The 11,285-nt window shown below is 68.9% G+C and carries 12 protein-coding genes; 10 read left to right on the forward strand and 2 right to left on the reverse strand.

Annotation, left to right across the window (positions count from 1 at the left end):
• Window positions 1-26 precede the first annotated feature (26 nt).
• The 5 genes from IU449_RS16920 (at window position 27) to IU449_RS16940 (ending at window position 4,979) form a co-directional block, all read left to right on the forward strand.
• Complete coding sequence (locus IU449_RS16920; RefSeq protein WP_228804785.1) at window positions 27-1,439, forward strand: hypothetical protein; 1,413 nt, start codon at window positions 27-29, stop codon at window positions 1,437-1,439.
• A gap of 166 nt (window positions 1,440-1,605) precedes the next feature.
• Window positions 1,606-2,049, forward strand: a complete 444-nt coding sequence (gene rplM, locus IU449_RS16925; RefSeq protein WP_195003017.1) for a 50S ribosomal protein L13 — start codon at window positions 1,606-1,608, stop codon at window positions 2,047-2,049.
• The gene (gene rpsI, locus IU449_RS29110) at window positions 2,046-2,558 is read left to right on the forward strand and encodes a 30S ribosomal protein S9 (RefSeq protein WP_195003018.1); all 513 of its coding nucleotides are present in this window, start codon (window positions 2,046-2,048) and stop codon (window positions 2,556-2,558) included. The genes rplM and rpsI overlap by 4 nt, the downstream gene beginning before the upstream one ends.
• Before the next feature lie 154 nt (window positions 2,559-2,712).
• Window positions 2,713-4,089 carry a phosphoglucosamine mutase gene (gene glmM, locus IU449_RS16935; protein WP_195003019.1) on the forward strand — a complete coding sequence of 459 codons (1,377 nt, stop codon included), beginning with the start codon at window positions 2,713-2,715 and terminating at the stop codon, window positions 4,087-4,089.
• A gap of 149 nt (window positions 4,090-4,238) precedes the next feature.
• Window positions 4,239-4,979, forward strand: coding sequence for a hypothetical protein (locus IU449_RS16940; RefSeq protein ID WP_195003020.1), 741 nt, complete (start codon window positions 4,239-4,241; stop codon window positions 4,977-4,979).
• 8 nt (window positions 4,980-4,987) lie between these two features.
• Here IU449_RS16940 and IU449_RS16945 read toward each other — a convergent pair whose 3' ends face one another.
• Window positions 4,988-6,577 (reverse strand): ABC-F family ATP-binding cassette domain-containing protein, encoded by a 1,590-nt coding sequence (locus tag IU449_RS16945; protein ID WP_228805026.1) that lies wholly within the window; start codon window positions 6,575-6,577, stop codon window positions 4,988-4,990.
• A gap of 244 nt (window positions 6,578-6,821) precedes the next feature.
• Here IU449_RS16945 and IU449_RS16950 point away from each other — a divergent pair, with 244 nt between their 5' ends.
• The 5 genes from IU449_RS16950 to IU449_RS16970 all read left to right on the forward strand — a co-directional run bounded on the left by IU449_RS16950 (window position 6,822) and on the right by IU449_RS16970 (window position 10,177).
• Window positions 6,822-7,010 carry a PspC domain-containing protein gene (locus tag IU449_RS16950; RefSeq protein ID WP_195003022.1) on the forward strand — a complete coding sequence of 63 codons (189 nt, stop codon included), beginning with the start codon at window positions 6,822-6,824 and terminating at the stop codon, window positions 7,008-7,010.
• A 133-nt stretch (window positions 7,011-7,143) separates the two neighbouring features.
• Window positions 7,144-7,452: a DUF6802 family protein gene (locus tag IU449_RS16955; RefSeq protein ID WP_195003023.1), complete on the forward strand. Its 309-nt coding sequence runs from the start codon at window positions 7,144-7,146 to the stop codon at window positions 7,450-7,452.
• Between the two features lie 164 nt (window positions 7,453-7,616).
• A complete protein-coding gene (locus IU449_RS16960) occupies window positions 7,617-7,922 on the forward strand; it encodes a hypothetical protein (protein WP_195003024.1) in 306 nt (101 codons plus the stop codon).
• Between the two features lie 16 nt (window positions 7,923-7,938).
• On the forward strand, window positions 7,939-9,684 hold the full coding sequence (locus IU449_RS16965; RefSeq protein WP_195003025.1) for a hypothetical protein: 1,746 nt from the start codon (window positions 7,939-7,941) through the stop codon (window positions 9,682-9,684).
• A 109-nt stretch (window positions 9,685-9,793) separates the two neighbouring features.
• A complete protein-coding gene (locus IU449_RS16970; protein ID WP_195003026.1) occupies window positions 9,794-10,177 on the forward strand; it encodes a hypothetical protein in 384 nt (127 codons plus the stop codon).
• Between the two features lie 229 nt (window positions 10,178-10,406).
• On the opposite strand, the gene IU449_RS16975 is transcribed toward IU449_RS16970, so the two are convergent.
• Window positions 10,407-11,264 carry a hypothetical protein gene (locus IU449_RS16975; protein ID WP_195003027.1) on the reverse strand — a complete coding sequence of 286 codons (858 nt, stop codon included), beginning with the start codon at window positions 11,262-11,264 and terminating at the stop codon, window positions 10,407-10,409.
• Window positions 11,265-11,285: the final 21 nt, after the last annotated feature.

Raw genomic sequence — 11,285 nt, forward strand, 5'->3', positions numbered from 1 at the left:
CGCACACACCGTGCACACTTGAGCCTGTGACAGTGCGAGTAGGGGCAGTACATCTCGGCTGGGATGTGGTGTCCGTGGCGGCGGGCGGGGGCGGCACCCCCATCCGTCCGGTGAAGGTGGAGGGCACCTATACGCCGCCCGCGTACCTGCTGGCCGACGCGTCGGGCAGGTTGCACACCGCCGGAGCCGAGCGGACCAGACCGGATCTGGGATTGGCCATCTCCGATGTGCGCGACATCCTCGGCTATCCGCAGATCGTGGTCGCGGGGGCGACCTGGCCCGCGGAGCTGGTCTTCCACGCCAGGATGTACAACCCGCTGGCGGCCATCGGCGCGTTTCTGCGCGGCAAACCCGATGTGATCGCGTTGCCCTTCCCGGATGGCTGGCCCGACGAGAAGATCGAACTCTACGCCGACCTCATCGAGAAGCTGGACGTCGTGGTGGAGCCGTTGCCGGAGAGCGTCGCGCTGTCGGGATACGTGCGCGCTCTGGGATTGGTCCGGCCGCCGGACGCGCGCGATCCCCGCGGCATCGGCGCGACCGGGGTGTACTGCGACGGGCGCACCATGCTGGTGGTCGCGGTGCACGGTGACGACGAGCAGCCCACCGAATCGATCGAGGTACCGGTCACCGCCGATGCCATGCGCGATGCCCGCTCCGCCGACAACGTGGTGATCGAAGTGATGGCCGCGGCGCGCTCGATCGGGGCGGACACCTCGACGGTGCTGCTGAGTGGCAACGCCTGCTTCAACGAGGCGCTGCGGCTGGCGTTCCAGAATCATCTGGGTCACCGGTTGCACGTCGCCGCGCATCCGATGCACGCGCTGGTACTCGGCGCCACCCATCTGCTGGTGACCGAGAGCGAGGACGCCGAATCCTCGGGTGCGGCGCCGGGCCCGCAGTATCCGGCCGAACCGGTGCGGTCCGTCCCGGTCGATCAGCGCCGGTCGCCCGCGCCGCCGGGTCCACCGCAGTCGCCCGGCGCACCGGTGGTGACCTCCGGACCCGGATACCCCTCGGCGCCCGCACCCGGCGAGGAGCCCACCACCCGGGTCACCCGTGCGGAGCCCCCGCGCGGCGAGGACGGCGGCCAGGACCGTGGCAGGCTGTTCCCGACCCTGAAGGACAATCTGTTCGGCGTGCCCGCCGTGCTCGGCGTGATGGCGCTGGCGGTGGTGGCCGCGCCCGGCGAGCTGGGACCGGCGCCCGGAGCCGGACCGGCCACGCAGAGCCCGGCGCAGGTGCACAGCGCAGCCCAGGTGCAGCACTCCTGCGTGGACATCCCACGAGCCGAGCGGGACCGGTCGCGCCAGGGCATCGCCACCGTGCGCGGCTCGGATACCGCGCCCGACTGCAACCGTCCGAACATGGACACGCTGCGCTATGTCGTCCCCGGTCCGCCGGGCGCGGCCGACCCGGGTCCGCCGGTCCGTATCTAGCCCGGCCCGCGGAGGGGCAGTCGGTCGATTCTCTTCCTGCCATACCCGCCTGGTATCGTGGCTCGCTGGCGTGTGGGCCATATCGGGGCCCGGGTCTCCACCGGCCGCCGGGATCACCTCGACCACACGCTGGGCCGGCAACACCGACGACAGACAGGGATGCACTGTGCCTACGTACAGCCCCAAGGCGGGTGACGTCACCCGGCAGTGGTACGTCATCGACGCCACTGACGTAGTGCTCGGCCGTCTCGCCGTGCAGGCAGCGAATCTGCTGCGCGGCAAGACCAAGCCGACCTACGCCCCGCACGTCGATGGTGGCGATTTCGTCATCATCATCAACGCCGAGAAGGTTGCCATCAGTGGCAACAAGCGGCAGGACAAGCTCATCCACCACCACTCCGGTCATCCGGGCGGCCTCAAGTCGCGCACTGTCGGTCAGGTGTTGGAGACCCGTCCCGAGCGTCTCGTGGAGAAGGCCGTCAAGGGCATGATCCCGAAGAACAAGCTGGGTAACGCGATCGCGGGCAAGCTCAAGGTCTACGCAGGCCCGAACCATCCGCATGCGGCTCAGCAGCCCGTTCCGTTCGAGATCAAGCAGGTGGCCCAGTGACCGCTCCCGAAGAATTCAACGAGGACTTCGTGGCCGAGGACGCGGCCGTCGAGGTCGTGGACGAGGATTACGGCTACGAGGCCGACGGTGAGTCCGAGGCCTACGTCGCCCCGGTCGTCATCGACCGCCCGGTGCAGACCGTCGGCCGCCGCAAGGAAGCCGTCGTGCGCGTTCGCCTGGTGCCCGGCTCCGGCAACTTCGTGCTCAACGGCCGCACCATCGAGGACTACTTCCCGAACAAGGTGCACCAGCAGCTGGTCAAGTCGCCGCTGGTGACCGTCGAGCGGACCGAGTCCTTCGACATCCACGCCCGTCTCGTCGGCGGCGGCCCCTCGGGTCAGGCGGGCGCTCTGCGTCTGGCCATCGCGCGTGCCCTCATCGAGGTCACCCCGGAGGACCGTCCGGCCCTCAAGCGCGCCGGCTTCCTGACGCGTGACCCGCGTGCCACCGAGCGCAAGAAGTACGGTCTGAAGAAGGCCCGTAAGGCGCCTCAGTACTCGAAGCGCTGATCTCCAGGTTCTCGGCCGCGGTGTCCGGTACCCCTGGGGTACCGGACACCGGCGCGGCCCAGGACCGACAGCAGTCCGAGAGCAGGCTGCCAGCATCGCTGGTCGCCTGCTCTCGTGCTGTATCGACGCATGTTCACCGCGATAGGGGCTAGGTATGGGACGGTTGTTCGGCACCGACGGTGTGCGCGGGCTGGCCAACGAATCGCTGAGTCCGGAGCTGGCGCTACGCGTTTCGGGCGCGGCCGCGCAGGTGCTCGGACGCGGCAGGACGCGCGCGCTGGCACTGGTCGGCCGCGACCCGAGAGCTTCCGGGGAGATGCTGGAGGCCGCCGTCACCGCAGGGCTCACCGCCGCGGGAATGAACGTGTTGTCGGTGGGCGTGCTCCCGACGCCGGCCGTCGCCTACCTCACCGCCCTGTACGACGCGTGCCTCGGTGTGATGATCTCCGCCTCGCACAATCCGATGCCGGACAACGGCATCAAGATCTTCGCCGCGGGCGGGCACAAGCTCGACGACGCCGCCGAGGATCGCATCGAGGCGCTCGTGGCCGCCGATGAGCCGTTCCGCCCGACAGGCGCCGGGATCGGCCGGGTGCTCAACGCCTCCGGCGCCCGCGACCACGGTGTGATCATTCCCGACCAGTACAGCGTCGAAGGCACCCACGAGCGCTACGTCGAACATCTGGTGGAGGCCACCGGGCAGGATCTGAGCGGGTTGACCGTGGTGGTCGACTGCGCCAACGGCGCGGCCGCCGAGGTCGGGCCGGCCGCCTACCGGGAGGCGGGAGCCACGGTGATCGCGATCAACGCCGAACCCGACGGCCTCAACATCAACGAGGGCTGCGGCTCCACCCATCTGGACCAGGTGCGCGCCGCGGTCGTGGAGCACGGCGCCGACCTCGGGCTGGCCCACGACGGTGACGCCGATCGCTGCCTGGCGGTCGCCGCCGACGGTTCCGTGGTCGACGGCGACGCGATTCTGGCGGTGCTGGCCATCGCCATGAAAGAAGCCGGACATCTGGCCGAGGACACCCTGGTCGCGACGGTCATGAGCAATCTCGGTCTGCACATCGCCATGCGCGAAGCCGGAATCACTCTGCGCACCACTGCGGTCGGCGACCGTTACGTGCTCGAGGACCTGCGCGCCGGCGGTTACACCCTCGGTGGGGAGCAGTCCGGACACGTCGTCCTGCCGAGGTTCGGCACTACCGGTGACGGTGTGCTGACCGGGCTGAAACTGATGGCGCGGATGGCGCAGACCGGGCGTTCGCTGGCAGAGCTGGCCGGCGTGCTGACCACGGTCCCGCAGATTCTGCTGAACGTGCCGGTGAGTGACAAGGCTGCCGTCGTGAACGCGCGCGAGGTGCGCGAGGCGGTGCTCGAGGCCGAGCGTGAACTCGGCGATTCCGGGCGAGTCCTGCTGCGGCCCAGTGGGACCGAGCAACTGGTCCGGGTGATGGTGGAGGCCACCGATCAGGTGAAGGCCGAGCGACTGGCCGAGAATCTCGCCAAGCTGGTCGCCACGATCTGACATCCGCCGCGGACGGCACGCGGCTGGGGCTGCGCGACCGCTCGACGCGGTGACCGCGATTGTCCCCAATCGCGGAGTTGTCCACAGGCTCCGCGTTCGCCCTGGTCGGCCGAGCCCCGCCGGTTCCCGGGCGGTGCATGCTTCGACGCATGAGACCGGGATTGGCGCAGGTGCGCGACACACAGTTCGGCGTGTTCACCGGCTGGCAGGTGCTGTGCGAGTACAGCAGGGCCGAGATGCGCGAACTCATCGACCGAGGGATCTGGGTGCAGGTCTTCCGCGGTGTCTACCGGGAGGCGTCGAACCCGCCGACGGCTCGGCTACGGGTGGAGGCGGCTCGGTTGTGTCTCGGTGTCCCCGGACTCGTGGCCGCCTACGGTACAGCGGCGCGACTGCACGGATTACCCGTGTTCGATGACCCGGTGACCCATGTGCTCGGCGCCCGGCCGATGCGATCGCCGCGGTTGGTCGTGCACCCCGACGGCGCCGACGCGCGTGAACTCGACATGGTCCAGGGCACGACCGCCACCGGCCTGGTGCGCACGGTAGTGGATGTGGCGCGCACGCTGAGCAGGCCCGAGGCGCTGTCGGTGGTGGAAGCCGCTTTGGACAGGGGGATCTCGCGGGCGGCGCTGTTCGTGCAACTGGAGTCCCAGCGGGGGCGCCGGGGCAGGGTGCAGGCGGACGAGCTGGTGGAGATCGCGTCCGCCACGAGGGTGCCGACGCGATCCGGCGAGCTGCCCGCGATGGCCGCGCCGGCAACCACCTCTGTGTCCTCGCCACGACCGGATCGGGCTGCTCGGTGGCGCACGCGTTGTCTCTCCGGCGGTGAGGTCGTCCGGAATCGGGTTCCGGACGATGCGGGCCGGGTAGCCGGAACCACCCGATGACGCGGAGGTCATTCTTCGTGCAAGCGACCGTTGTCCAGGTGCCAGCGACGGGTGGCGCGGACCGAATCGAGCATGCGGCGGTCGTGAGTGACCAGCAGCAGGGTGCCGGTGAACGAATCGACGGCCTGCTCGAGTTGTTCGATGGCGGGCAGGTCGAGATGGTTGGTCGGCTCGTCCAGCACCAGCAGGTTCACTCCTCTGGCCTGCAAGAGTGCCAGCGCGGCGCGGGTCCGTTCACCGGGAGAGAGGGTGTCGCAGGGGCGTGTCACATGCGGGCCGCGCAGGCCGAACTTGGCCAGCAGCGTGCGGATCTCGGCATCGGGCCAGTCCGGCTTCTGCGCGCCGAAAGTATCGGCCAGGTGGTCGGCGCCGCGGAACAGGCCACGAGCCTGGTCGACCTCGCCGATCTGCACGCCGGATCCGAGTGTGGCCGTGCCGATGTCGGGGGTGATCCGCCCCAGCAGGAGTCCGAGCAGCGTGGATTTGCCCGCGCCGTTGGCACCGGTGAGCACGATCCGGTCGGCCCACTCGATCTGGGTGCTCACCGGTCCCAGCCGGAAATCCCCGCGCGTGACCACCGCTTCGGTGAGCGTGGTCACCACCGAGCCGCTGCGTGGGGCCGGGGCGATCTGCATCCGCAGTTCCCACTCCTTGCGCGGCTCCTCGACCACTTCCAGGCGTTCGATTCGGCGCTGGGTCTGGCGGGCTTTGGCGGCCTGCTTCTCGGTCGACTCCGCGCGCATCTTGCGACCGGCCTTGTCGGAGTCGGTCTTCGCCTTGCGCCGAGCGTTGCGGACACCGTGCTCCAGCCAGTTGCGCTGCATCTGCGCCCTGGTCTCCAGCCCGGCCTTGGTGTCGGCGAACTCCTCGTAGGCCTGCCTGGCATGACGACGGGCGATCTCGCGCTCGGCGAGATACGCCTCGTAACCGCCGTCATAGAGTCCGACCTGCTGCTGGGCCAGGTCCAGCTCCACGATCCGGTTGACCGTACGCGCCAGGAACTCCCGGTCGTGACTGATCACCACCAGCGGCACCCGCACGCCGGTCACGAAATCCTCGAGGCGGGTCAGGCCGTCGAGGTCCAGATCATTGGTCGGTTCGTCGAGCAGCAGAATGTCGTAGCGCGACAGCAAGACCGATGCGAGCCCGGCGCGGGCCGCCTGACCACCCGAGAGCCCGGTCATCGGGGTCGCGAGTCCCTGCGCGAGCGAGTCGGTCAGGCCGAGTTCGGCGGCCACCTCCTCGGCTCGCGATTCCAGATCCGCGCCGCCCAGGGTCAGCCAGCGCTCCAGGGCGGGCGAGTAGTCGTCGTCCCCGCCCTCGGCGAGGCGCTCGGCCGCGGAATCCATAGCCTGCTGCGCCGCGCTGACCCCGGTGCGCCTGCCGAGGAAGTCCAGCACCGACTCGCCGGGCACGCGCTCGGGTTCCTGCGCGAGATAGCCGATGGTCGCGTCCGGCGGGCTGGTGGTGATGGCCCCGGCCGCACTGTCGCGATCGGCGAGCATCCGCAACAGCGTCGACTTGCCCGCGCCGTTCACCCCGACCAGCCCGATCACGTCGCCCGGGGCGAGGGTCAGGTCGAGATCGTCGAACAGCATTCGTTCACCGTGTCCGGCGGACAGGCCGCGCGCGTGCAGAGTGGTACTCACCCCGATCAGTCTGCCGTGTCCACCCACGTCGTCCCGCTCCGGTGCCGGTGGGCCGGTCACCGCCGTGGTCGGGGTTCGCCCCTCGGTTCGGCGGGGCGGAAATCAGGGTGGATATGGGGTGTTCGACCGATGCGCGAGCCGTCGCGCGCGACGACAGTGGAAGACATACCGATTCAGAGGGAAGGATCTTCCGATGACCGCACCCACACGCCGTCTCACCCGCTCCGACGATCGCTGGATAGCGGGAGTCTGCGGCGGCCTCGCCGACTACTTCGGCTGGAGCGCGAACGCCGTGCGCCTGGTGTTCGTGCTGTCCTGCCTGCTGCCCGGCCCCCAGTTCCTGCTGTATCTCGTGCTGTGGTTGGTGATTCCCCGGCGGTGATCCCAACCGATCGTGCGACGGCGGTCACCGCCGGGGCGGGGCTGACGTGCGGGCGCGGAGATGACAGGATGGAGGAATCCAGCGCCCGTCTCGTCGGCGCGTCATCGCAGGGGTCGATGTTCGAGGAGGAGCCATGGTCACATCCGGTGAATTCGGCGGTCTGGAGCTGCCCGGTATCGATACCGCCACGGCCCTCGACGATCTCGGCGCCGTCGAACTGGGCGATCCCACCCAGGACATCGACGGCGACGGCCTGCTCGATACCGACACCACCTACGGACCCGACGCCATGCAGGTCTGGACCGACTTCGACCACGACGGCCTCGCCGATCACGTCACGGTGGTCGAGAACGACGGCGATCATGCCTCGTGGGAGTTCCACCGTCACCCCGACGGCACCTCGGAATGGGTGCGCACCGACCAGGGCACGCTGGGCGGATGAGCCTTCTCCGGCGTCGTCCCCGCCGGTCCACGGCGGTTTCGAACCGCGAATGGTCGGAACCGTACCCCGGCCCGCTGCGTCGAAAGAAGTAGTCGAAGGTAGTAGGGCGGTCGGTCGCGCGCGTACGCGGCCGGTCACACGGAGGATGAGGGGGCACCCGACCGATGAGTACCGAAACGCTCGGCGTGAGCACCGACGAGCTCGGACGGCTGGCCAACGAACTGCGGTCGTCGGGGGAAGTGGTGGCCGGAAATGTTGCGAAGCTCGACGACAACCTCTTCGGGGCGGAGCACGCCGGAGCCGGATACTCTGCCCAGGGCAGGGCCATCCGGGCCGGGTTGGAGGCGCTGAGCAGGCGCATCGACGACTGGTCGACAGCCACCGGCGCGACCGCCGAGGTCATCGGTGCGGGGGCCGTCGAATACTCGACGGTCGACAGGGAACGCTCGAACCGGATGAACGATCAGTGATCACGGGGGTGGAACAGTGACCGCTTCGGGTCCTGCCGACCAGAGCATTGCGGGACTACTCGACTACGGTTCCGAAGCGCTGGTGTACTTCGAGACCTTCGAGCCTTTCTATAAGCGCATATTCCCTCACGTGGCGAATGTCCCGAGCTACCGGGAACTGCATGCGCGATATTTCGAGCAGAACGGTATCGACGAAGCCGCGCTGGTCGACGCTTTCGAAGCGGTGTCGGCGGCAGCGAAGACGATGGCCGATGAGCACGGCACTCAACAGGCCATCTCGCAGAACATTTCCCAGGTATGGGAAGGTGCCGCTGCGTCGACCGCCTTGGGGATGATCACCACTCAGCTCACGTTGGCCTCCGCCGACGCGGAGGTGGCGGCGAGTATTGCTTCTGCTCTGGAACTGGCTCCGGACGCGCTCCGGGCGGCTGTCCGGCTGAAATCCGATGCTGTGGCCCATATTCTGGACAACGGCGAGCCCAGAGTGGATGGCAAGTCGAAAGACGACGTCGAGGCGATCGTCGCGGTGGCTGAGGGAGTCGGCTTGTCCACCGTATTCGGGAACGACACGTTGGTGAATCGAATACGTCGCATCTTTCCTGATATGGATGAGGGTTTCGTCGACGGATGGAACGCTTCCACGAACAGTTCTCCGGGCGGTCTCGTCATAGGTGGCACACCGTACGCGAACCTCATCACGACGCGCTGCAAGGACTGGCTGGACACCGTCTTCAAGCCCGAATATTCGGATAAGGCCGACCTGTTGGTCGACGCATGTGACGCTACGGACCGGGGAGTCACCGAGGCCTACACAGCGATCACCGACGCGATCGACAAACTGGAGACGGCTGCGTATCCGCGCCCGAAGGCAACGTCTACACAGAACTCCCCGTACGAGGAGGATCGCGGAAGCGGCACCTCGTCGAGTGACACGCCGACCGGCAATACGCCGTCCTCGACGGATACCCCGACGACTCCGGCGAGTACACCCTCGAGCAATCCGACGAGCACCGACACCGACACCGACACCGACACCGACGACACCGACACCGACACCGACGACGATGACGATTCGACCGATCCTGCCGATACCTCGAACCCGCTGAGCGGCTCGACGAATCTCGGTCGGATCGCCGACCAGCTCAGCCCGCTGCTGTCCTCGCTGACCGAGAGCGTGCAGAGCGTGCTGAGCTCACTGACCACCACGATCGACACGGAGATCGACAAGGCACTGGAGAATCTGAAAAACCTCACCGACGCCGAGGATGATCCGGCCGATGGCGCCGGGGAGGACGAGGACGGCGACGGCAAGCCCGACGAGGAGTCCGAGCCGCTGGCCGAATTCGATCTCGCGGGCAAAGAGGTGACCTTCGAGCAGGGTGAGGACGGTCTGAAGATGGTCCTCACCGACCCCGACGGGACAACCACCGAATACCGCATGACGATCGATGAGAACGGCGTGCCGCTCATCTCCGCGGTCGAGGGCGAAACCGGCGAGCCCGCCGGTGGGGACCGAGCCGAGCAGGAGACACCGGCGGAGGGGACTCCGGCCGTCGAGGAGCAGCCCGCAGGATCAGGTTCGGTGCCGTCGGCTCCGGCGCCGGCGAAGCAGGAAGAGGACGGCGAATACACCCCATCACCCATCCCGGCGCCCGAGTTCATCGAGGACGAGGCGGAGGCGTCCGCACCCGCCGAGCCTGTGTCGGATAAGCCGCCGGTCGGTGACACCGGCGCACTGCTGGCCGAGGCCGGCCCGCTGTGACGAGGGTGTGCTGGGAGCGCGGTGACGATGAGGGCGCGGTGACACGGGCGCATGGAGAGTGACGCGGCGGTGGTGGTGGGACGAGCGCGGCCGGTGAAGGAGGACGACGATGGCGGATTACCGCGCGGAGATGGAGCGCATCATCGACCGGTGCAGGCGTGAGGCAGCGGCGCTCGAGAACGATCTGGCCGAGATCAACCGCCGGACCGCGGAGACGAGCGCGATGCTGACCGAGCGTTCGCGCGCGGCGATGCGGGAGTTCTGGGAGGAACACGGCGAGACGATCGCCGCCGCGCAGGCCGAGGCGGAGGAGCAGGAGCGCAGAGCGGCCGCGGAACGCGCCGAGCAGGAACGCCAGGCGGCCGAGCTACGCGAGTACCGCGAGGCGATGGCGCGGTCCTCGGCGGCGCGGCGCTCCGGCGAAGTGGTGGTGCCGATCGACGACGAGGACCCGGAGGGCGAGTACTACCGGCGGGAGAGCTGGCTCATCTGATCGACCTCGCCCGGATGCGCTTCCCCGACCGGACCCGACCGGCTTCGGTGCGGCCTCGGTCGGCTCGGCAGTGCATCCCGCTTGTCGCGGTGTGTCGGCCGATGTGGTGCCGTCGGTGTCGGCGCTGTTGGGCTCGGCAGGATCGCCGACAGTGTCGTTGATGGCGGTGTGTGCCGAATGGGTGCGGATCGGGCGTTCTTCGCGGCGACGACGGCGCGGCGGAGCCGGATCAGCGGACCAGTTGGCGCAAGGTGCCCAAAGACAGGCTGGGCTTGGTCGCCTTCTCCTCGACGGGAGCGTGCGGGTCGATGACGGTGGTCCGGGGGATGTCGGCCTCCGGATCGGCGAACGGGGCGTATTTCTTGTCTTCGGCGAGGGTGTGCAGCAGATAGCCGGTGAGCAGTGCCCGGGTGGTGCGGTGGGTCTTGGGCTCGTGCTTGCCCGCGCCGAGGGTGGACAGCGCGTGGCGTCCCTCGATGAGGCCGTTGTGGGTGGCGCCGTCGAGGCGGCGGAGGATGAGCGGACCCGACCAGGCCCTGGCCAAGGGCAGGGCGTTGGAGTTGACGCCTGCGATGTCGGTCCCGGCCATCAGCAGGGCGGGGGTCCGGATCCGGCCCGCCAGGGACTCCGCGGCGGGCGCGGTGGGAGCGGGGAAGAGGGGGACGACGGCGGCGACGTCGCGCTGGGCGGCGGCGAGTACGGCGGCGCCGGCGCCCATGCCGTGACCGGCGAGGGCGAGCTTGTCCGGGTGGACGGTGACCGTGCCGTCGCCGAGGCGGACGCCGGTGCAGATGTCGAGGGTGGTGAGCAGGTCGGTGGCCAGACCCAGATGCGACGGGATCGGGCCGCGCTCGGTGTCCGGGGCGGCGGTCACGATGCCCCAGGAAGCGAGATGCTCGAGGAGTTCGCGGTAGCGGGCGGCGCCGGTCAGCCAGCTGTGACCGAAGGCGACGGCGGGCAGCCCGCGCCCACTCTCCGGGGTGTAGACGACACCCGGCTGGCCCGCGATTCCCAGGTTGCCGCGCAGCACGCGGTGCGGGCCACGACGGGTCAGGGCGCTCAGAAGCTCTTTCACAGACACCGACACGACGTGAACGTTATCCGATAA

Source organism: Nocardia higoensis (assembly GCF_015477835.1).
GTDB lineage: Bacteria > Actinomycetota > Actinomycetes > Mycobacteriales > Mycobacteriaceae > Nocardia > Nocardia higoensis_A.

Bases quoted from the DNA above. Each gene is read 5' to 3' on its own strand.
- glmM (WP_195003019.1), top strand. From the start codon at position 2,713: ATGGGACGGTTGTTCGGCACCGACGGTGTGCGCGGGCTGGCCAACGAA.
- IU449_RS16940 (WP_195003020.1), top strand. From the start codon at position 4,239: ATGAGACCGGGATTGGCGCAGGTGCGCGACACACAGTTCGGCGTGTTC.
- IU449_RS16945 (WP_228805026.1), bottom strand. From the start codon at position 6,577: ATGCTGTTCGACGATCTCGACCTGACCCTCGCCCCGGGCGACGTGATC.
- IU449_RS16950 (WP_195003022.1), top strand. From the start codon at position 6,822: ATGACCGCACCCACACGCCGTCTCACCCGCTCCGACGATCGCTGGATA.
- IU449_RS16955 (WP_195003023.1), top strand. From the start codon at position 7,144: ATGGTCACATCCGGTGAATTCGGCGGTCTGGAGCTGCCCGGTATCGAT.
- IU449_RS16960 (WP_195003024.1), top strand. From the start codon at position 7,617: ATGAGTACCGAAACGCTCGGCGTGAGCACCGACGAGCTCGGACGGCTG.
- IU449_RS16970 (WP_195003026.1), top strand. From the start codon at position 9,794: ATGGCGGATTACCGCGCGGAGATGGAGCGCATCATCGACCGGTGCAGG.